Origin of the sequence: Limibacillus halophilus, from assembly GCF_014191775.1 — a bacterium.
In the GTDB taxonomy this organism is placed as follows: domain Bacteria; phylum Pseudomonadota; class Alphaproteobacteria; order Kiloniellales; family CECT-8803; genus Limibacillus; species Limibacillus halophilus.
In genome coordinates, this window is sequence record NZ_JACHXA010000013.1 from 1 (window position 1) to 20,034 (window position 20,034).

At 57.1% G+C, this 20,034-nt stretch carries 18 protein-coding genes and 1 CRISPR repeat array; of the genes, 1 reads left to right on the forward strand and 17 read right to left on the reverse strand.

Translation table 11 applies throughout. From position 1 onward, the window contains the following. The first annotated feature begins 103 nt into the window (after positions 1-103). A CRISPR array of direct repeats spans positions 104-536; the repeat unit is 36 nt; unit sequence AGATTAGCAGTTCAGAATTCGTGGTCCAGCCGCAAC. A gap of 130 nt (positions 537-666) precedes the next feature. The 3 genes from FHR98_RS16315 to FHR98_RS16325 are packed head-to-tail and all read right to left on the reverse strand — an operon-like array spanning position 667 to position 4,149. After that, positions 667-1,959, reverse strand: coding sequence for an amidase (locus FHR98_RS16315; protein ID WP_183417810.1), 1,293 nt, complete (start codon positions 1,957-1,959; stop codon positions 667-669). Further along, positions 1,956-2,714: a maleate cis-trans isomerase family protein gene (locus tag FHR98_RS16320; protein WP_281369968.1), complete on the reverse strand. Its 759-nt coding sequence runs from the start codon at positions 2,712-2,714 to the stop codon at positions 1,956-1,958. Before FHR98_RS16320 ends, FHR98_RS16315 begins: the two co-directional genes overlap by 4 nt. A 10-nt stretch (positions 2,715-2,724) precedes the next feature. Continuing rightward, a complete protein-coding gene (locus FHR98_RS16325) occupies positions 2,725-4,149 on the reverse strand; it encodes an amidase family protein (RefSeq protein ID WP_183417811.1) in 1,425 nt (474 codons plus the stop codon). A gap of 255 nt (positions 4,150-4,404) precedes the next feature. On the opposite strand from FHR98_RS16325, the gene FHR98_RS16330 reads away from it, so the two are divergent. Further along, positions 4,405-5,265, forward strand: a complete 861-nt coding sequence (locus FHR98_RS16330) for an IclR family transcriptional regulator (RefSeq protein WP_183417812.1) — start codon at positions 4,405-4,407, stop codon at positions 5,263-5,265. Here FHR98_RS16330 and FHR98_RS16335 read toward each other — a convergent pair. The 14 genes from FHR98_RS16335 to FHR98_RS16400 all read right to left on the reverse strand — a co-directional run bounded on the left by FHR98_RS16335 (position 5,248) and on the right by FHR98_RS16400 (position 19,732). Further along, the gene (locus tag FHR98_RS16335; protein WP_183417813.1) at positions 5,248-6,357 is read right to left on the reverse strand and encodes an FAD-dependent oxidoreductase; all 1,110 of its coding nucleotides are present in this window, start codon (positions 6,355-6,357) and stop codon (positions 5,248-5,250) included. The genes FHR98_RS16330 and FHR98_RS16335 overlap by 18 nt on opposite strands. Then, the gene (locus FHR98_RS16340) at positions 6,354-6,866 is read right to left on the reverse strand and encodes a flavodoxin domain-containing protein (protein WP_183417814.1); all 513 of its coding nucleotides are present in this window, start codon (positions 6,864-6,866) and stop codon (positions 6,354-6,356) included. Before FHR98_RS16340 ends, FHR98_RS16335 begins: the two co-directional genes overlap by 4 nt. A 40-nt stretch (positions 6,867-6,906) precedes the next feature. Continuing rightward, on the reverse strand, positions 6,907-7,362 hold the full coding sequence (locus tag FHR98_RS16345) for an SRPBCC family protein (protein WP_183417815.1): 456 nt from the start codon (positions 7,360-7,362) through the stop codon (positions 6,907-6,909). Positions 7,363-7,393: 31 nt separating this feature from the next. Continuing rightward, the gene (locus tag FHR98_RS16350) at positions 7,394-9,760 is read right to left on the reverse strand and encodes a xanthine dehydrogenase family protein molybdopterin-binding subunit (protein ID WP_183417816.1); all 2,367 of its coding nucleotides are present in this window, start codon (positions 9,758-9,760) and stop codon (positions 7,394-7,396) included. Beyond that, positions 9,750-10,250, reverse strand: coding sequence for a (2Fe-2S)-binding protein (locus FHR98_RS16355; RefSeq protein WP_183417817.1), 501 nt, complete (start codon positions 10,248-10,250; stop codon positions 9,750-9,752). Before FHR98_RS16355 ends, FHR98_RS16350 begins: the two co-directional genes overlap by 11 nt. Beyond that, positions 10,247-11,149 (reverse strand): FAD binding domain-containing protein, encoded by a 903-nt coding sequence (locus tag FHR98_RS16360; protein ID WP_183417818.1) that lies wholly within the window; start codon positions 11,147-11,149, stop codon positions 10,247-10,249. Before FHR98_RS16360 ends, FHR98_RS16355 begins: the two co-directional genes overlap by 4 nt. Then, positions 11,146-12,222, reverse strand: coding sequence for a 2,5-dihydroxypyridine 5,6-dioxygenase NicX family protein (locus tag FHR98_RS16365; protein ID WP_183417819.1), 1,077 nt, complete (start codon positions 12,220-12,222; stop codon positions 11,146-11,148). The genes FHR98_RS16360 and FHR98_RS16365 overlap by 4 nt, the downstream gene beginning before the upstream one ends. Next, positions 12,219-13,388: an aromatic ring-hydroxylating oxygenase subunit alpha gene (locus FHR98_RS16370; protein WP_183417820.1), complete on the reverse strand. Its 1,170-nt coding sequence runs from the start codon at positions 13,386-13,388 to the stop codon at positions 12,219-12,221. The genes FHR98_RS16365 and FHR98_RS16370 overlap by 4 nt, the downstream gene beginning before the upstream one ends. Positions 13,389-13,572: 184 nt before the next feature. Next, on the reverse strand, positions 13,573-14,826 hold the full coding sequence (locus tag FHR98_RS16375; RefSeq protein ID WP_183417821.1) for an ABC transporter substrate-binding protein: 1,254 nt from the start codon (positions 14,824-14,826) through the stop codon (positions 13,573-13,575). 4 nt (positions 14,827-14,830) lie between these two features. Further along, entirely contained in the window at positions 14,831-15,601 is a 771-nt protein-coding gene (locus FHR98_RS16380) for an ABC transporter ATP-binding protein (protein ID WP_322091276.1), read from the reverse strand. Next, entirely contained in the window at positions 15,598-16,368 is a 771-nt protein-coding gene (locus FHR98_RS16385) for an ABC transporter ATP-binding protein (protein WP_221205946.1), read from the reverse strand. The genes FHR98_RS16380 and FHR98_RS16385 overlap by 4 nt, the downstream gene beginning before the upstream one ends. A 3-nt stretch (positions 16,369-16,371) precedes the next feature. Then, positions 16,372-17,415, reverse strand: a complete 1,044-nt coding sequence (locus tag FHR98_RS16390; RefSeq protein ID WP_183417822.1) for a branched-chain amino acid ABC transporter permease — start codon at positions 17,413-17,415, stop codon at positions 16,372-16,374. 6 nt (positions 17,416-17,421) lie between these two features. After that, positions 17,422-18,294: a branched-chain amino acid ABC transporter permease gene (locus FHR98_RS16395; RefSeq protein ID WP_183417823.1), complete on the reverse strand. Its 873-nt coding sequence runs from the start codon at positions 18,292-18,294 to the stop codon at positions 17,422-17,424. A 406-nt stretch (positions 18,295-18,700) separates the two neighbouring features. Continuing rightward, positions 18,701-19,732: an IS110 family RNA-guided transposase gene (locus FHR98_RS16400; protein ID WP_183417824.1), complete on the reverse strand. Its 1,032-nt coding sequence runs from the start codon at positions 19,730-19,732 to the stop codon at positions 18,701-18,703. Positions 19,733-20,034: the final 302 nt, after the last annotated feature.

The window sequence follows — 20,034 nt, forward strand, 5'->3', positions numbered from 1 at the left end:
GCCAAAAGGCCGGACACATGACCGCACCCCGCAACGATCGTCAGAAGCTCAAATCAACCCTTGCGCAAACGGGGCCGTCCACACATGACAGCTCCATGCGAAGAGATTAGCAGTTCAGAATTCGTGGTCCAGCCGCAACCAAGGGCAGCAGGTTGGAGAAGTGGGTGGTCAGATTAGCAGTTCAGAATTCGTGGTCCAGCCGCAACTCGCGAAATTGAGGGAACCACAACAGCACAGATTAGCAGTTCAGAATTCGTGGTCCAGCCGCAACGCTCGCCGCCGGTCTCCTGCGCGCAGAGCACAGATTAGCAGTTCAGAATTCGTGGTCCAGCCGCAACGTCTTCGTCGGATAGGTCGGGGTCGCGGAGAGATTAGCAGTTCAGAATTCGTGGTCCAGCCGCAACTTGCGGGTGAAGTTCTTGACGGACCCGTTCAGATTAGCAGTTCAGAATTCGTGGTCCAGCCGCAACGCTCCGGTTAGCGCAGTCAAATAGACTGGTAGATTAGCAGTTCAGAATTCGTGGTCCAGCTGCAACCGATCGGCCAATTATATGTCAACGTAGGAGCTGTCAGCTCTCCGTTGTGGCCCTTAAACCTGATCCAGCCATCCCGTTGCAATCGGGCGGGGTCCATATACGTCCACACATGACACCTCCTCTTTGAGAGTTAACATATCAACACACTGGGCAACGCCTGGGACAGCCATTCCGCCGCCCTCAGCACGGCCTGATCTTCGCCGCGACCCCCAATCACCTGCACTGCGAGCGGCAGCCGACTAGATCGATGGACAGGGACTGAGACACAGGGAACTCCTAACAGGGTCCAGAGCCGATTAAAGATTGGATCGCCCGTTCCGGTGTGTCGTTGCGGCGCGGTGCCGGGCGCTGCGGGCGTAAGGATTAACTCCCCTGGCGCCAGCGTCTCTCGCAATGCGCAATAACATTTGCTGCGGCACAGCTGCGCCTTCCGATAATCCAAATCCGATACCGCAGCGCCGATGCGGCACAGATCCCTGAACGCCGTGCTAATCTGCTCTGAATGCGCCTGAAGTACGGACTGAAAATTCTTGAAGGTTTCCCGCGCCATGACAGTTTCCTGCGCCGCAGTAAGGCTTTCAAACCCCGAAATTCGGTTCACGAACCGGCACGATGTAAGGCGCGGCAATTCTTCCGCCAATCGATCGAAAAGCTCAACGACCTCTGGCGAAGCTTGATCCCAATGCGGGCCACGGAAAATTGCGAACCGGTAGGGCAATACGTCCGACAATCGTATGTCCCAGGGACTGTCGGTCAGTGCGCTCATGACAAGCGCGAGGTCACCCGGATGCCTAGCGAAAAGGCCGAGCGTATCGAGACTTTGGGCCAGGCACATGGTCCCGTCTAAAGAGACCAGACCGTGCGTCGGCTTGAACCCGAATATCCCGCAAAAGGCCGCCGGCCGAATCGTCGATCCGGCGGTTTGAGAACCTAAGGCGACCGGCACCATGCCATCCGCCACGGCGGCGGCGGAACCACTGGACGACCCACCGGGCGTTAACTTCGGATTCAACGGATTCTGGGTCGGTGCCGGATGAAAGTAGGCGAATTCCGTCGTATGGGTCTTACCCAGTATTGTCGCCCCCGCCCGTCGCAGACGTTCCACGATCCAGGCGTCACGCTCCGGTTGTCTCGTCGCGAAGATAGAGGATCCGTTAGCCGTGGGCATGTCCACAGTATCGAAGATATCCTTCACACCGACCGAGACGCCGGAAAGCGGCCAAATTCCGTCGGCAGAAGACACCGTGCTGCCCCTTGATGCAGCAAGTCGCACCCACGCCTGAACCTCCACGTCCCGAACTATGATTTGCCGACGCTGTGCTTCCTCAATCTGGTAGGGCGTCAGTCGCCCCTTATGGACAGCCTCCGCTGCCGCGACCGCTGAGAGGTCAAGAATACTCTCATCCGAGATGGTGTCGGTCATCCATAGGTCCCGTCCAACAGGGCACCTGCGTCCGGAACGCGCGGTTCCAAGTTCAATTCTTTCAGCATGGCAAATACCGTGCAAGTAGCAGCGGAGACGACCGGCTTTCCAATTCGCTGCTGCGCAATCTCGATGGCCGGTAGGGAGGGCATTTGAACACAGGCAGACAGGACAACGGCATCTACGTCCCGCGTTTCGATCCGATCCAGTTGATCCAAAACGGCGAGCGGTTCACGCTCGCCGACGGAGATATTGTCGGAAATTTCTAGCGACACCCGGTCGACGACCCGAATACCCTCGTTCTCGATATAATCGCAGACCAACCCCGTCAGCGGACGCATGTAAGGCGTAATGACGCTGATTTTTCGGGCACCGATGACGTTCAGCCCATCAACCAATGCGCCAGCGCTGTTGACGACGCGAGTCTTGGGAGAAATTTCTTGCACCACTTCCGTCAGGGTATCGCGCGACTGCCGATGATAACCAATACCACGGCTCATGATCGCAACCAAGCAGGCATAGCCAATAACGTCAACCTGAGCATCCGCCAATTCGGCCGCACACCGTTTGGATTCGTCGTCCATCGCGACGAGTTCTTCTTTGGTTACTTTCTTCATGCGCATACGGCTGGAATGGAACGTAAAACGGTCCGGCAGGATCAATCCCCGAGCCCGCAGCATCGCCGGAATTTCTGTTTCCATCGTGATATTCGAACTCGGCACGATTTGACCGATTCGGAAAGCTCTGTCGCTCATCGCCATTCTCCTACACCGCGTTCGCCACGGCCGCTGGTACTTGCGGTAGAGCTAAAATCAGAGATTCGAGTAGACCCGCCATGGCCAAGACCTTGTCCTCGCCGAAACGAGGCCCAATCACTTGGATCGCAATAGGCAAACCGTCTTTCGACAATCCGCAGGGAATTGTCGCCGCCGGGCATTGGATCAGATTCACCGGATATCCGAACGGCGTCCAGGCGCGTGGATCCTCCATATCCTGGAAGCTATCCGGCACCCAGCGATCCGCGTCGAAAGCCGGAACGCTGGTCATCGGGGTCAGCAGCACGTCATACTCTTCAAAGAAGCGCGCGAAAGTCGCGGCCAAGGCACGTCGCGCATCCTGCGCCTCTAAATATTGGTGCAGGGTTATCTCTCGTCCTTTTGTCACGGTGGCACGCAATGTCTCATCGATCGCCGCGTATTGGTCGTCAGTAAAATTTCTCAGCGCATATCCGAAGCCAGCTCTGAACAGGGTATTGAAGATCTCAATCGGATTGTCGATTTTGGGATGCGTCGTCTCTACCGCCACACCGGCGGCACGAAGCCGGTCCACCGCATTACCGACAAGATCACTCACATCTGCCGACACTCTTGGCGCATAGCCCAGATCCGTCGTGACGGCAGTGCGTAGGTCTTCGGCGCGGCCCGGCCGCAGCTCCAGCCAGTCAGACGGCGGTGCGTCCATCATTTCCGCGTCTCTGCTGTCAGGTCGGGCGAGGGTCTGCAAGACCATAGAAGCGTCGTGGACGCTGCGCGCTATGACGCCAGGGCAGGACAGGGCACCCGCTACATTCGGCGGGTATGTCGGCAAACGCCCACCAGTCGGCTTTAATCCGACGACGCCGCAGAATCCCGCCGGAATCCGCGTCGATCCACCCGCGTCCGTCGCGAGCGCGATGCAGGCGAGACCAGATGCGACGCTGGCCGCGGCCCCACCGCTGGACCCGCCGGAATTCTTACTCAGATCCCAAGGGTTGCGAGTGATACCCGTTAGCGGAGAGATGGTGATTGGACCAACACCAAATTCTGGCGTCGTCGTGATGCCGAGGACGACCGCCCCCTGCTCCAGGACGCGGTCCACTACGGGTGCGTTCTGCGCCATCAGCTCCTCCGAGGTCGCGCGCGAGCCGCGCCTGAAAGGCACTCCCTGTACCATCAACGTATCCTTCACGGAGATGGGGACACCGTCCAGAAGGCCCAATGGCGCATTGTTCCGCCACCGCTCTGTCGATTCCCGCGCCTGTGCCAATGCAGTTTCCCGTATCACTGTCGTGTAGCAATTGATTACCGGGTTCAGTCGGCCGATCTCGTCAAGCATCGTCTCGATCACTTGCATCGGTGTAAGCGTCCCGTTGGTATATTCCGCCCGGAGCGCGTTGATTCCCATGAAGCGGATGTCCTGTTGCACAGTCATTCCTTTGTTGCCGCGTCCAAAAATTCATTCTCTATTAATCATAGTATAATCCATTACGCAATATGATTTATAACTTATACGCAAAAGCATGGCGGGATGGTCCTTGCGACACGAACAGACGAAGTTAAAATTTCACCTATATGGGGAAGCCCCGTTCTATTGCGAAAAAGGGCGAAATTTTTTGGCCGGAGTTGTACAAGTAGATGCGAACGGGAACCGGGCCCGCGCAAATTGAAACATAGGGACTTTGAGATCATGGTAACTGATCGCGGCAAGGAAGATACGGCCATGCGCCGCCGGAGCGTGCAATCAATTACGGTCGGTTCCGCACTGTTAGATGCGCTGGCGAATTCCACCGGACCACTACCACTTGGCATTCTGTCGAAAGCAGCGGGGATGCACCCGTCCAAGGCACGGCGCTATCTGGTTTCCTTCCTGGAATGCGGTTTGGTCGAGCAGAGGCCAGATACCGGCTGTTACGATCTGGGACCGATGGCGCTAAGGCTTGGATTTGCGGCGATGAGTCGCCTCGACCCGATTCGCGAAAGTGTTGCCGGGGCGGAGCAACTGGCGCGAACCTTGGACCGGACGACGATGGTTTCGGTTTGGAGCAATCTAGGCCCGATCATCATCGCTTGGTACGACGCCAGTGAATTCGTTGCCTGCAATTTGCGGGTAGGATCAGTCCTGCCGCTGATCGGAAGCGCCAGCGGCAAACTGTTCCTGACGCATTTGCCTGAGGCAACAACCGCACCGCTGATGGAGAAATTCACGGAATGCGCCACCACGCGCAACCAGACGGCATCGGCAATTCGCGCTAAGGTGGCGGAAGTCGTGGAACAGGCACACCACCAGGACCGCTACGCCACCACAGCCGGCGACCTACTTCCCGGACTGAACGCCATCGGTGCCCCCGTTTTTAACAGCAATGGTTCGATTGTCGCGGTGATTGCGGAGATCCATCGGCAAGACGATCCTACCGAGATAGACGGCGTATCAGTCCATAGCGCCGTGTTGGAGAAAGCCGACGAGGTTTCGGCCCGACTGGGCTATGGCTCGACAGGGCTATCGCGGGTCGCCCACGGTCCGACAACCAAGTCAGCGGACCGTCCCTAAATTTCGGTCTGCCCGCTGCCCTACCGCATCGGCGCGCGACCAGTCTTCCCAATTTATGGGCACCCGACCAATCCGGTTCAAAATCGCCGCGGTGTCGAATCCGCACAGGATACCGGTGCCCCGGTCAAGACGGGCCAAGATCTCAGGCGCAACCCTCTTCGCCGCTACCCGGCAGTCCGGAATTGCTGTGCCTAATGCGCCGGCGGCCCACCCTTGAACGAAGACACTATCATCGCCCACGACCCATCCTTCCCGATGTTGAACGGCCCCCGAAACGGCGTCAACAGGCAAGCCGGGAATCGCCCCCGCCCGTTGCCCAATAGCATGGATCACCAAATCAGCCGGAATGAAACTGTCTATCCCATGCGCGGTGCGGATAGAGAGGGTTCTACGATCATAGGCACTGGGAACCGTATTGTAGCGGAACCGCACTAGAGTACCGTTTCGCTCGCTAGAAACTCTAACGAGCTCATCATACATCGCTGGAGCAAAGCGGGCGCCCTCTGGCGCACACCTGCATAGTATATCAACCCATCGAATTTTTTGTTGCTCGAGCCAGTTCAGAAAACCCGTTGCGGTATTCCATTTTCTCAACCGCTCCGGTTCGCGGCACAGTACCCGCGCCACGTCGATTGCAACATTGCCCGCCCCGATGATCGCAACGGACCGCACATCGTTGGGCAATCTCAGCCCTGCAGCGTTTGGATGCCCGTTCACGGCCCGCATGAGATCAAAGGCAGTTACATTGTCCGGCCGCACTTCCGCCCCAGGGAACTGCGCCAAACGTCCGCTATCCGCGCCGGTCGCAATAACAACGATTTCATATACATCGCACAGGTCGGCTACAGTTATATCCGCGCCGATATTGACGCCGCCGTAGAAGCGCACATTGTCGCGTGTCGCTACACGGTCGAATATCCGCATTACCTCTTTCGTCGCCGGGTGATCCGGAGCGACACCATAACGGACCAGACCGTAGGGACAAGTCAGCCTTTCGAACAGGTCGACGCCGACCGAGCCCGATTTCGACAGCGCGTCTGCCAGAAAGAACCCGGCCGGGCCACTGCCGACTATGGCTATCCGCCGCATCATCGCCCGCCGGCGGACACTTCCACCCCCCCGGCCGAAGCGGGGGCTTCCAGTTGCGCGCGCGCAGCCTCCAGCCAAGTTTCAAACCAAGTGCTCGCCAAATTTAGCGAATCTTCGGGTACAGTGGCATCAAGCTTCAGGATGTCTCCGACCCGCCAAGCACCACATTTCGCAAACAAGTCGTCCCACAGTTGACCGCCCCGGGCGAAGGTATTGTGATAGGTGCTGTCGCCCAGCGAAATGACACCGTAGATCAGACCACTCAGGTCCGGCCGTTCATGCTTAATCCTAGCATAGACGGGCTTGGTCGGTTCCGGCACTTCGCCAACGCCGTAGGTGCTGGAAACGATCAGCGCCAGTTTCTGCGCGGCCAAATCCGCGGGCTCCGCCTCCTCCAGAAGAATCAGACCCAGATCGCAAGCCTCTTTGAATTTATCGGCAAGATCTTCCGCCAACAATTCGGCCTGTCCGGTCATCGTCGCGACGAAGGCCGCCATGTCCAGTCGCTCCATGGAAACTATCCTTATGTAACGGGGAACCGGCTATGGCCTGTCACGCTGCCCGCTCATCTTGTTCGAAATGATTCACCAGATTGTCTAAGAAGGTCTGTGTTAATTTTTCGGCGACACCGGTCACAATACGAGATCCTATTTGTGCCAGCTTGCCACCGATCTTGGCTTCCGCAGCATAGCGGATGACAGTGTCACCAGATCCCTCATCCAACTCAAGATCGGCAGCCCCCGAGGCAAACCCGGCAGCGCCGCCCTGTCCCTCACCTTCGATGCGGCATCCCTGTGGTGCATCAACCTGAGTCAGGCGAACCCTACCGGAAAAATTCGCCTTTAGCGGACCAACCTTCACCTGAACCACGGCGTCATATTGATACGGTTCCGTCTGTGTCAGTTCCTGACAGCCGGGGATAAAGCCTCTCAGCACGTCCGGATCAGTGACCGCGTGCCAAACCGCCTGCCGAGATGCAGGTACTCGCCGTTCGCCGGCAATAATCATTGCAGCCTCCTTCAATACTACCGGTTATATATCAGACCCCTGCATTTCGCATCGCCCGCATCAGATCGGACGGCCGCAAGGGTAGTCGATTCACATTGACACCTAGCGGGGCCAACGCATCGGCAACCGCGTTGACGATGGCGGGTACAGCGCCGATCACACCACCTTCGCCAACACCCTTGAACCCACCGAGCGCATCGACCGAAGGTGTGCTGATATGGTCGATGGAAATGTCCGGAACATCCATCGACGTCGGCAACTGGTAGTCCAACAGATTGGCGTTTAAAAGCTGACCGTCTTGGTCGTAAACAATCTGCTCCATCAAAGCTTCGCCCAAGCCTTGGACGGTGCCGCCCTGCACTTGTCCGTCCACAATCATCGGATTGATCACGGTTCCGCAGTCATGAACCACGAAATAGTTCAGCATCTGAACCTTCGCCGTACGCCGATCGATTCGGACGGTAGCAATATGAACACCGTTGGGCCATGTCGCAGGTGGCGGGTCATAGAATGCCGTTGCATGCAGCCCGTATTCCATGCCTTGCGGCAAAGCGATGCCAGCCATCGAATAGGCGGTCTGAGCTATATCCTGGAAGCTCACGCACCTGTCTGTGTGACCGACAACGTTTGCCTTACTATCAGCCAGTTCGATATCTTTTGGATCTGCGTTTAGCAAAAATCCAGCGATGGACCGTATCTTGTCGCCGATTTTCTCTGCAGCCTGGATGACGGCACCTCCTGCGGCGACAGCGCTGCGGCTTGCAAAAGTGTTGGTTCCGTATGGCGATGAGGAAGTATCGCCTTCATCCACCACCACATCATCAAACGCAACACCCAGATAATCGGATAAAATTTGCGCGAAGGTCGTGAGATGGCCCTGTCCAGCGGTGGCTTGGCTAGTATGGAGAGTCACCTTGCCGGACGGCTCCACTTTGACCGTCGCCGTGTCAAACCCAGGGACCCTGGTCAGACCACGAACTCGCCAGCCGACGGATCCCGCTCCAGAAACCTCAGTGAAGCAGCAAATGCCAATACCCAGCAGAGAATCAGTATCTTTTTCGGCGTATTGAGTGCGACGGAACTCCTGGTAGCCCGCACGTTCCATAGCACGTAGGAGGCAGGCCTCATGACTACCGCTGTCATATTTGATGCCCAATACGTTGGTATAGGGAATCTGCTCCGGCTTGATCACGTTGCGTAGCCGTACTTCTGCAGGATCAAGATCAAGCGTTCGAGCGATGCGATCCATCAAGCCCTCAATCGCCAAGAAACAGGTAGGTTGGGCTACACCGCGATATGCACCAGACGGGCAGGTATTCGTAACGTAGGACCGTGCCCGATAGGAGTAGTTGCGAATATCGTAGGGACCGACGATCATCCGAACGCCGCCAGTCGGCTCTAATGTACATCCAAACGGGTAGGACGAATAAGCGCCAGCATTTGTGATCATATCCGACCGCAGAGCGTTAATTCGACCGTCCTTGGAGACTGCTGCCTCCACGGTGAAAATGTGATCTCGGGCATGAATGCTGGTTAGCAGGTCCTCGCGCCGGTCCCCGATCCATTTGATCGGACGCTGCAGCTTGAGCGCAATTGCCGCGGCCGCAATCTCCTCAGTATAGAATTGTGCCTTAGTGCCAAACCCGCCACCAACATCCGGCGTGACTACGCGGATCGAGGACTCTGGGAAAGACAAAACCTGGGCCAAGGCCGTCCGAACAAGATGCGGAATTTGCGTCGAAGTATAAAATTCCAACGTATCCGCAGCCTGCCCCGGTATGGCCAAACAGCCCCGCGGCTCCAACGGCACGCCAGCGACCCGCCCGGTCCGAAATGTTTCGCGCACGACCACCTGCTCGGAGGCGAACGCTTCGTCAAAACCATCGGTCGCGAACCGGCTCTCGAATATCAGATTATCGGGAATGTCGTCGTGGATCAGCGGCGCATTGCCCGACACCACCTCGTCTAATAGGGCGCTGACCGGCAACGGGTCATACTTTACCTCCACCAAATCGACAGCGTCCTGCGCGATATAGGGGTCGGCCGCGACGACCACAGCCACATGTTCGCCGACGAAACGCACCTTGTCCGCAGCCAATACCGGGCGCGCATTCTCACGGTATCCTTCGATTTCAATTTTGGCCGATATTGGCGATGCCAGAGCAGCCATGTCCGACCCGCTTAAAACATCCACAACTCCGTCAAGTTCAAGAGCCGCGGAAGCATTGATTTCTAATATCCGCGCATGGGCGTATGGACTCATCACGAAACCGAGGAACAAGGTATTCCTAGGTTCAGGCACATCATCGATAAAACGTCCGCGACCCTGCAATAGGTTCTTATCCTCTCGCCGCGGAATGTGCTTGCCGATGCTGCCGGGATGATTACTACCGATCATGGTTCGCGTCCTCCTGCACCTGCGGAAGGGCCGCTGCGCGCGCAACCGCCTTTACAATGTTCACATAGCCGGTGCATCGGCATAAATTGTTGGTCAGCGCCTCGCGGATACCGTCCAGTGTCGGCGCAGGATTTTCAGACAAATACTCTTCTGCCGTCAGAAGGAATCCCGGCGTGCAGAAACCGCATTGCAGTCCGTGTTCGGCATGGAAGGCCTTCTGCAACTCAGCCAGCCTCCCATCTTCGCTCAAGCCTTCAACCGTCTCAATCTCGCTACCCTGAACTGCGATCGCAAAATGGAGACAGCTGCGCGCCGTCCGTCCGTCAATTCGGACGGTGCAGGCGCCGCAGACACCATGTTCGCAACCTATATGCGTGCCTTTCAGGCCAACATCATGGCGGAGGTAGTCTGCCAGAAGACGACGCGGCTCCACCCAATGGGTCTCTGTGCTGCCGTTCACCATAAGTGTGATTTTCTGCTTTTCGGTCATTGTAACGCCCCTCCCGCTTCTGACTTACCTTCGGCAGCTTTTGATTGCGTGATCACCGCTAGGGAGCGAGTCAACAAAGTGCCGGCCAGCGATGCCCGGTAATCGGAATCAGCATGGATATCGGCTGCCATTTCGACCTCAGCCATCATTAAGCGCCCCGCTTCTTCAACTGCCGTATCATCTAGCGCCCGGCCCTTCAGAAACTGCTCCGTCGCAGAAGGACGCTGAGCGACGTCGTGCCCTCCCATGACTGCGATTCGAATATCCGCACAGGTAGCCCGGTCATCAAACCGCACTGTGACTCCCACGCCCGAAACTGCAAAACCGTGATTTCGGATGCCGAGCTCCGAAAAATGGCCAAATTCACCCGCACCTCGTTTCGGAAAGGTGACGCATTCCAGCATTTCATCGGGCTGGATACAGGTTTCCAGCGGGCCAAGGAAAAAGTCTTCTGCAGCGACCGCACGACGACCTCGCGATCCGTTAACAACCATTTGGGCTCCGAGGACAACAGCGACGATCGGCAACTCAGCCAATGTGTCAGAATGGGCTAGGCTTCCGCAAACCGTACCCCGGTTTCGATTCGAACGGCCGCCTACAAATTTCAAGGCCTGGACAAGGAGCGGGCAATGTTCCCGGACTACTGGATGGGTCTCAACGTCCCACTGACGCACCGCGGCACCTATGACGATTTCTCGGTCGGTTTCCTGGACAATCGCCAAGTCCGGGCACGCATTGATGCTAATCAGAACTTCGGGCTGAAACATCCTGAGGTTCATCAGCGGAACAAGGCTCTGCCCACCAGCGAGGATTCGCGCATCCTCGCCATAGGTGGCTAGATCTTCAAGAACAGCCTCCAAGGTGCCCGGCGCCCTAAAGTCGAACTTTGCTGGTTTCATGACACCCCCTTTATAGTTGATCCTGCGCTTTCGTTCTCAACGCCACCGGCCTTCCGGCACAACAGGCGCTGCGCGTCGACAAGAGTTTGAGGGGCGATCGCGATTCCGTCGCGAATCAGAAGGACCCCATTTAGATAGATGGATTGTTCGGAGACGACTACATCCGGGTGATTCTCGCCGCCGCCGGGCACCCACCAGGGCAAACCTAGACCAACCGCATTCATTCCATGAACGCGGGAATCTTCAATAAAAGACGCACCGGTGAAGCGCGCCGCAGGGTGCAATGCGAAGGTGAAATGAATGACATAGCCGTAATCTCCGCCGCCAGCTCGGCGCAGTGAACGGTCCAAGACGCCCCGATCCCAGCCACCACCGGTCACAGACGCGATCCTGCCATCGACATCGATAATCAAAGGCGACGCAAAGGCGGTAAAGTACTCATGGAAACCAGCCTCAGCGACGATCCTGCCCTTCACCGTTTCGATTTCGGGAAATATGGTGCAGGAGCCGGGGACCAAGTAAGTACCCGGCTTGGTCGCACGCCTCGGCTTTTCATAAGCGGCCTTACCTAACCGGAAGGTCACATCCGTTCCCAGTGGGTTCGTCACACGTATCTCGGCACCCTCTTCGGTGCACAAGATCTTGTTGTAGACATCGAAGGCGCGCTGAAATCGATCCAAGTCGACATCGCCAAACAGCCGCCGAATCCCACCGCTGCCGATGTCGCCGGCTAGCAAGTACCTTACAGAATTGGATTTCATCGCATGATCATGTAAGCCGGACCCAGCTAGATAGGGAAATGTCAGATCGATCCACACGGTCGCCTTTTCGACGGCTCCGGTCAGGATTTCCGGTAAATATCTGTCGGCCAAGCCCCCTTGGAACGGCACTTGTGGAACCTGGACCATGGCCGGCTTGGCACCAGCCGCAAGGACGCTGGCGAACACCGCCGCCGCTGCGTCGGGGTCTGTCATCGTATCGACGGTGATCAAAACCTCCTCACCGGCGTCGACATTCATGTAATCGACGACCAACGTATCGGCGGCGATCCGCAGTTCCGGACCCGGGGTCATTCGGCCGCTCCGGTGGCATCAGTCCCCAGGATACGGCGATTGTATTCGTTCAGGTAATGATGCATCGGCTTTTCCAGCGTCGACATCCGCCCCGGGCGGTATGTATCCAACGCCATCGCGCGCTGCATTGATTCCATCATCGAAGAATCCTCGTTCAGGACCTTAAGCTGATACTGACGATAGATTTCTATTTTCTCCTGAAATTCCGGCTTCTCAAAAAACTCTTCCGGGAACAGATGGTAGACCAAGACTTCACACTTATGCGGCCCCAGCGGCCAGGCCACAAATGGCCGCACACAGTCGATGCGGCCGAAAATCGTCAAATTAGGCATCATGAAACCGTGCGAGGCGAATGACGGATCACGATCTTCCATCCACGGCATCTTGCCCAGCAGGAGCTCACCGCCCGGCGTCGGTGGACCGGCCTTATACCATATCGAGAACTCGCCGCGGTCGCGCAAGATCACGCCGTCATTGTCCCACGAGAAGTTGGATCCGAACGTGCCACTGTGGAGTACGTTCACATGGTAAAAATCCATGATGTTCTCCGGCACAAACTTCCAGTTGCAGTTCAGCGTCAACGAAATTTTGTTCGCCAGACGGCAGCGGTCGGTCTGCAGAAAACCAAAATCCTGCTCGAAGGGGGCAATTGCCTCGTCGAAATCCCGTCCGTCGGGATCCAAGCAGATAAAAACATTGCCGCGCCACGTTCTCAACCGTATTGAGCGCAGGCGGCAATTCTTGAAATCAAAACCTTCGCTGTTTTGCATATGCGCGGCACCTTTCAGCGCCCCGTTCAGATCGTAGACCCAACCGTGATAGGGACACATGAAGGAACGCGCGTTGCCGCTGCCTTCCGCGACTTCAACGCCGCGGTGCTGACACATATTGTAAAAGGCGTTCAGTTCCCCCGACCGGTTGCGCGCGATCAGGACTGGCTCATTGCAGATTCTCAGCGCCAGATAATCTCCGGGCTTCTCGATTTCCTCTTCGCGCGCAACGAAAAGCCACTCGCGCTTAAATAGAAGTTGAACTTCCCGCTCGTAAATTTCAGGGTCGTGATACACGGCCCCCGGCGCGTGCGACGCCTGAGAAAGAACCTGGTTGACCTGGGAAAAGTCCACCTTGCCGCCGCTCGCCGCGTCTCCTGAACCCGACATCAACATCCTCCGTATCAAATTCGTTGTCTTTCGTTAGGTCCGACGCTTCGGGCCAACCGAATTGTAACTGCGTTTATATCAATGAATTACGCAATACACAATTAATTTTGCATGTTGGATGCCACAAAGATACGGCCGCCGAGGTGATCGGCGGCCGTAAGTCTTCGATTGGCAGCGAGTTTAGGAACAATCAGCTTTTGCTATGCGCGGGCAACGGATGGATCGGGTCCGCTGTCGCAAATTCGGGTGGATAAACCAGTTTTGGCACTCCGCCCTGGAACTGGCTGGGATAGACCGTCCCACCCTGGTTCAGGCCGTCGTCTGCGAAGCGCACGGTCGAGAAGAACGTTTCCGAATCCATGCCGATAAATGCTTGGCGCAAGTCGGCAGCGTCGGTTGACCCCTTCGCGTCTCGGAATGCTGCGACAGCGGTCGCAATCGTATTGGCGCCAGCGGCCGCGACAAAATCGGGCGGGATTTGACCGTGGGCAGCTTCATAGGCGGCGGCAAAATCGCGGCTGGTTCCGACGACATCGTCCTTCGTTCGGTCCAGGGTCGGATCCCAGAATGTCGGGGCAAAAACGCCTTCTAGATCAGATCCCAGCGCATCGGCAAGGGAGGTCGGCGCCTCGACGATCACCATGGGCGGGAAATAGCCGATCGCCTGCATCTCCTTGAAGATAGAAATGATATCAGGGGTGTAGCAGTTGATGATCAGTGCATCTGGCTCCGCACGGCGGACCCGGTCGAGCGCACCCGAGAACTCCTGGGAATTCGGCGGGAAGTATTCCGCCGCAACCAGATCCAATCCGGCTTTTTCTATATCCGACGGTACGTAATCGTTCACCGTGAAGACACCCAGTTCATCCTGCGGCGTAATAATGCCAACCTTCTTGATGGACGGGTTCTCCATTTTCGAGGCCATTTCGAGGATCTTGGTATAGTATAGACTGAACGGCGGCATCGGCCCAAAGACATAGGGGTCGCCCTTCTGGCCGGCGAACACACCGTCGACCTGCGCCCACAAAGCGATCACCGGAAACCGGAACCGTTGCGCGACCGGAATTACAGTTTTAACGTTCACGCTGCCGACGCCTGCGATGACTAGGTCCGCGCCGTCGCTGGAAATCGCCTTCTCTACCAGTCGCGCGCACAAGGTCGCATCCGTCTTGTCGTCGTATTCTGTCAGGTTGATCTGTAGCGTCGCGTCACCAACTGGAATGCCGGCCTGATTCACGGCGGCGATCGCTAGGTCGATCCCACGCTTCAATTCCGCGCCGTAGCGGGCGAAACGTCCCGACAAACTGTTGATCACCGTCAGATTCAAGGTGCCTGACGATGCCAGGGCAGAATTGCCGATAAAGGGCATATTCAGCCCCGCCGCGCCGATCAAGCTAGCACCGGCTACCTTCAGTGCGTTCCTACGTGTAAATTTGTACTGCATGACTTCAGCCTCCTAAATAGGTTTCCTTGATTCCTGGATCATTCAGCAGACTGCGCGCCTCCCCGCGGAGAATGACGCGGCCCGACTGCACTACACTCGCCCTATCGGAAAACCCGAGGGCGACCGACACGTCCTGCTCGACCAGCAGGATCGTTCCTCCAGACGTATGAATGCGCGACAGGATATGAAGCAGTTCCTCCACGATCACCGGGGCCAACCCTAGCGACAGTTCATCAATAATCAGCAATTTTGGGTCGGCCATCAGAGCGCGACCGATCGCACACATTTGCTGTTCGCCGCCCGACAACGTCCCAGCCAATTGCATCCGGCGTTCGCGTAGCTTCGGGAAGAAGTTGTAAACCTGATCCAGGGCTGCCCAATTCTTCGCCCCATCGCCGCCACGACGATAGGCACCAAGCCGCAGATTCTCTTCAACTGACAAACCTTTGAAGACTCGGTGCCCTTCAGGCGCATGGCTGATGCCCCGAGCGACTATTCCGTCAGGCCGCATACCGGTTATGTCCTCACCGTCGAAAATAACGCGGCCCGCCTCAGGCTGCAGCAGGCCTGAAACAGTGCGTAACAGCGTCGATTTCCCGACACCGTTAGCGCCGACGATAGCGTGGATCTCGCCGCGTCGGATATCGAGGTCAAGGCCATGGAGCACCGTGATTGGGCCGTATCCCGCTACCAGCCCTTCGACCGTAAGCAGAAGATCTTCTGCCGATGGGGCCACAGAGCTATGTCCCGCTTCAAGTGTTGCTGTTCCAATCATGCTGGCGCCCTCCTCGCTGCGGCATAGCGACCGACCGTGCCGTCAACATCGCCCAGATAGGCGCGCTGCACATTTGGGTTTTTTTGGATATCATTCGGTGTACCTTCGGCGAGCTTTGCACCATTAGCCAGGACGACCACGCGGTCGCTCACCGACATGACGGCCGGCATGATGTGTTCGATGAAGATGATCGTCTTGCCGGTATCGCGAATTTCCTGGATAAGCGAAAGGGTGGATTTCAACTCAGAATGGTTCAACCCGCTCAACGGCTCATCCAGCAGCATCAATTTGGCGTTCCCAGCTAGGCATCGGGCCAGTTCCAGGCGTTTCAGCCCAGCTGTCGTCAATTCTCCGACAGGGGCCCCCTCCATCCCGCCGAGTCCGACGGACTCTAGGAAGTTCTGTGCGCGGCGACGCGCATTGCCCACTGTCGTGCAACCCGGTTCGTGGCCGAAAAGCACCGCCGTCGCGACATTGTCTTCAACGGTCATTCCGACAAAAGGCTGGGGTATCTGAAATGTGCGGCTGATACCTTCCCGACATCGGGCATGTGGCTTGAGCCGCGTTATGTCTCGACCGTCAAACTGGATAGTCCCTTCGCTGCTTGGCAGAATGCCGGTCAGCAGATTAACGAAGGTCGTCTTGCCCGCGCCATTGGGCCCGATCAGGCCGATAATCTCGCCCTCGCGAACCTCCATAGAAACGCTATCAACTGCCGTCAACCCACCGAACCGTTTCGTCAATTCCGACACATGAAGAATGGCCATGACTCACTTTACCTTGTAGCGGTAGAGATTCTTGCGGATCGTGGAGAGTGAGAGGACCCTTGGACCTTTGCGGAAGATTTCCACCAGCCCGTCGGGCAACAGCAGCACAATCGCGACGACGATCACCCCCGCGACGATGGTGCTGATCTCAGCAAACTCGATGCCAATGATCTCGTTGAGGGAGAAGACCAGCACGACCCCAATGACCGGCCCCAGCAACGTGCCTCTCCCACCGAGGAAGACCATGACTATGACCTGGAAGGTTATAGTCACGTCGAATGCTGCGGTGGCGTCGACGATCCCCAACCAGGCGGCCGACGCGACGCCGACCATCGCGGCGATGGCGGCGCTGATCACAAAGATTGTGAGCTTAATCCTGGCAACAGAAATCCCGATCGCTGCGGCTGCCGTATCCGCATCTCGGATGGCTTTGAGCGCGAGGCCCCATTTAGAGCGTTGTAACAGCCATACGATCAGCATCGTGAAGCCAGCCAGCGTCGCCATGGCGTAGAAGAAAATTTGGTTGTATTGGGCCGCGTCCAGATTAGTTAGACCAATCTGCGAAGTGATATTGTGCGAAATTGCGCCATGGAACCCGAAGACGTTTAAGTTGCGGATTCCGTTCAGCAGCGCCTCACTGATCAATAGCGTCGCGATGACAAAGTAATGGCCCTGTAATCTTAATGTCGGGGCACCGACAAGAAGGGCAACCGCCACCGCGAGGATCACCCCGCCCAGACCAGCGAACAGGAACGGGACGCCGTTGATCAGGAAAATCGTTGCCCCAACCGCCCCCAACCCAAAAAAGGCCGAGTGCGCGAGCGACATCAACCCAAGATAACCGCCTATCAGATTCCACGATTGTGCCAGGGCAACGAACATCAGGATCGTGCCGCCGACCCGCGTACTATAGGGACCGGCCACCATAGGCAGCGCTACCAAACTGCCGATTACGACGCAGAGCAGCGCAGCGTTGTAAATGTTGGCGGTGCTCCGGACCCGCCTGACACCGGAAAGGTCGTGATCACGTTCTTCGATAACGCTCATGGGCAATCAGGCCTCGTAAAATTTGCGGCCCATCAGGCCCGAAGGACGGAATGTCAGGACCAGAAGCACAAGGACTGTTCCAGCGAGCACGGCATAGGTACCGCCCCAAATTGCAGTGACGACGCTGGAAACCAGCCCCAGCAATAGCGCCCCGATTAGCGGACCGACCATGCTGCCCAGCCCGCCTAGAACCAGGACGATTAGGATCTGGATCAACTGGTGGTCGCCCATGGCCGGAAAGACGCTGTGAATGACAGCGAGAAGCGCGCCCATCGCACCGGCCAACGCACCAGAGATTCCTGCTACGATGTTGTAGATTAACCGGGGGCGTATCCCGACCAGACGCGCTGCCTCTAGGTCCATCCGGGTCGCCCGAATGGCCGCGCCCAATGCCGTCCTATCCATCAGCCACCAGACTGACGCCGTCAGAACCACGGCGATGGCAATCGTGGCGATGCGGGCGTTTGTTAGATGCGCCCCGCCCAGATCGATGGATCCACGCAGGTGGTCTGGCAGCGCAATGCTTCGGTACTCGGCGGTAAAAAGGTAGAGTGCTAGTCCGATCAGAATGAGGTTCACCCCGTAGGTTAACGCGATGGACAGCGAATGCGGACCGAGGATGACGTAATCGAACAGAAAGCGCTGCAGCAACACACCCACAACAAACATCATCGCCATTACAATCGGTACCGCCAAGATCGGATCGACACCGAGCGTCCAAACCCAATAGGCGGCATAGGCACCCAGCATAATCATCGCCGCGTAGGCGATATTTAGTATGTTTTGAACACCCCAGACCAGCGCAAAGCCCAAGGCCCCGATGGCATAAAGCCCGCCCAGCAGCAAAGCGTCGAATATTATCTGTAGAGCTAACGACATTCCCATTTCCCCTGCTGATTGAAGTGGACATTATCAACGCGTTACGTTCTGCGCAATTTATTTGTTATTGCAGAATGATAATTAAAAATTGGCGCGGCATGGGGTATTGTCATGTGTGGACGTATATGAACCCCGCCCGATTGCAACGGGATGGCTGGATTAGGATCAAAGGCCACAACTGCTGACGTATATCCGGCTTCCTGATGCGGCTCGACTATTTTTCGCCGCGAGCCTCGATGGGTTTTCGCCCGCTTCTACCTCAATGGCTCCGAGACATTGGCCGAAGCCATGCCGGTCCACACACCAGGTTTGGGAAGCGACGGTGTGACCGTTTCGCCATCTCCTGCCATTTGCTGCAATTGCTGGGGTGAGACCTCCTTTGCTTTCTTCCTTTTGTGGCCTTGCCTCAGGTTGCCTTCACCGTCGGCGCCGGTTCGTAGGATGTGTCGCCGGCGAGCATGGCCCACACGATCCGTGCATTCTTATTGGCAAGTGCGACGGCCGCTATGTTGGGATGTCGGCGTTGCCGTAACTTATTGAGCCAGAGGCTCCGTGGATCCTGTTTGCCGCCTGCTCGACCCAAAGCTGCTCGAGCGCCGTGGATCAGCAGAGTACGCAAGTAGCGGTCACCACGCTTGCTGATGCCATATAATCGAGTTCGACCACCACTCGATCGCTGCTTCGGTACGAGGCCCAGCCATGCGGCGAACTGGCGACCATTCTTGAAGCAGGATCGATCGCCGACAGCGGCAATCAACGCTGTTGCCGTGACAGGTCCGATGCCCTCGATCTTCCCAAGCCGCTGGCACGGCTCGCTGTTGCGGAAGATCTCCCGTATTCGCCGGTCATAGGACGTTATTCGCAGATCGAGGTCGACCATTTCCGTCTGTAGGTCCCTCATAAGCGAGCGGACGAGTTCGCTCAAGCCATCGTCGCTCCTGCCGACAATGTCCGCGAGACGGCGTCGCAGTTGCGAGATATCACGGGCAATGACAATCCCATGCTCAGAGAGGAGACCGCGGATCTGGTTGACGAGCCGGACCCGATCCGCAACCAGTCGCCGGCGAATGCGATGAATGGCTTGTACCGCCAACTGGTCGGCGGATTTCGGCGGCACGAAGCGCATGGATGGCCGGCCAACGGCTTCGCAGATAGCTTCTGCATCATTCCGGTCATTCTTGTTGGATTTGACATAGGGCGTCACGAACTGAGGGCTGATCAGCCGCACTTCATGACCAAGGTCGGTCAGCACCTTTGCCCAATAATGCGCTCCGTTCGAGGCTTCGACGCCAACTAGGCACGGTGGCAGATTGGCAAAGAAGTGGGACACTGCATCGCGACGCAATGTCTTTCGCACAACAGCTTTTCCACGGCTGTCGACACCGTGAACCTCAAACACGTACTTTGCCAAGTCCAACCCTATCCGAACGATCTGCATGACATTCCTCCTTCGCTGCAGTTTACGTCCGAGATTTCACTCCGCCGCGAGGGCGGGGTCCATACCATTGGCTCCGTTTGCGCAAGGGTTGATTTGAGCTTCTGACGGTCGTTGCGGGGTGCGGTCATGTGTCCGGCCTTTTGGCGCGGTGCATGTGACCGCTGGCCCTGATGAAGTCCGCTTGCCGGGCCCAATCAGAGGATCGGGCTTTGAAGTCCAGACAATGCCTCGGGGTACCCTGGCAGCGGTCCCGTTGGTTCTGTCAGAGCAAATTGCCTTGAGCAAGGTCGGGCGATCTCGTA

Bases quoted from the DNA above. Each gene is read 5' to 3' on its own strand.
- FHR98_RS16375 (WP_183417821.1), bottom strand. From the start codon at position 14,826: ATGCAGTACAAATTTACACGTAGGAACGCACTGAAGGTAGCCGGTGCT.
- FHR98_RS16330 (WP_183417812.1), top strand. From the start codon at position 4,405: ATGGTAACTGATCGCGGCAAGGAAGATACGGCCATGCGCCGCCGGAGC.
- FHR98_RS16365 (WP_183417819.1), bottom strand. From the start codon at position 12,222: ATGACCCCGGGTCCGGAACTGCGGATCGCCGCCGATACGTTGGTCGTC.
- FHR98_RS16325 (WP_183417811.1), bottom strand. From the start codon at position 4,149: ATGACTGTGCAACAGGACATCCGCTTCATGGGAATCAACGCGCTCCGG.
- FHR98_RS16385 (WP_221205946.1), bottom strand. From the start codon at position 16,368: ATGGCCATTCTTCATGTGTCGGAATTGACGAAACGGTTCGGTGGGTTG.
- FHR98_RS16360 (WP_183417818.1), bottom strand. From the start codon at position 11,149: ATGAAACCAGCAAAGTTCGACTTTAGGGCGCCGGGCACCTTGGAGGCT.
- FHR98_RS16395 (WP_183417823.1), bottom strand. From the start codon at position 18,294: ATGTCGTTAGCTCTACAGATAATATTCGACGCTTTGCTGCTGGGCGGG.
- FHR98_RS16350 (WP_183417816.1), bottom strand. From the start codon at position 9,760: ATGATCGGTAGTAATCATCCCGGCAGCATCGGCAAGCACATTCCGCGG.
- FHR98_RS16345 (WP_183417815.1), bottom strand. From the start codon at position 7,362: ATGATTATTGCCGGCGAACGGCGAGTACCTGCATCTCGGCAGGCGGTT.
- FHR98_RS16340 (WP_183417814.1), bottom strand. From the start codon at position 6,866: ATGGAGCGACTGGACATGGCGGCCTTCGTCGCGACGATGACCGGACAG.
- FHR98_RS16390 (WP_183417822.1), bottom strand. From the start codon at position 17,415: ATGAGCGTTATCGAAGAACGTGATCACGACCTTTCCGGTGTCAGGCGG.
- FHR98_RS16320 (WP_281369968.1), bottom strand. From the start codon at position 2,714: ATGAGCGACAGAGCTTTCCGAATCGGTCAAATCGTGCCGAGTTCGAAT.
- FHR98_RS16370 (WP_183417820.1), bottom strand. From the start codon at position 13,388: ATGTTGATGTCGGGTTCAGGAGACGCGGCGAGCGGCGGCAAGGTGGAC.
- FHR98_RS16335 (WP_183417813.1), bottom strand. From the start codon at position 6,357: ATGATGCGGCGGATAGCCATAGTCGGCAGTGGCCCGGCCGGGTTCTTT.
- FHR98_RS16355 (WP_183417817.1), bottom strand. From the start codon at position 10,250: ATGACCGAAAAGCAGAAAATCACACTTATGGTGAACGGCAGCACAGAG.
- FHR98_RS16380 (WP_322091276.1), bottom strand. From the start codon at position 15,601: ATGATTGGAACAGCAACACTTGAAGCGGGACATAGCTCTGTGGCCCCA.
- FHR98_RS16315 (WP_183417810.1), bottom strand. From the start codon at position 1,959: ATGACCGACACCATCTCGGATGAGAGTATTCTTGACCTCTCAGCGGTC.
- FHR98_RS16400 (WP_183417824.1), bottom strand. From the start codon at position 19,732: ATGCAGATCGTTCGGATAGGGTTGGACTTGGCAAAGTACGTGTTTGAG.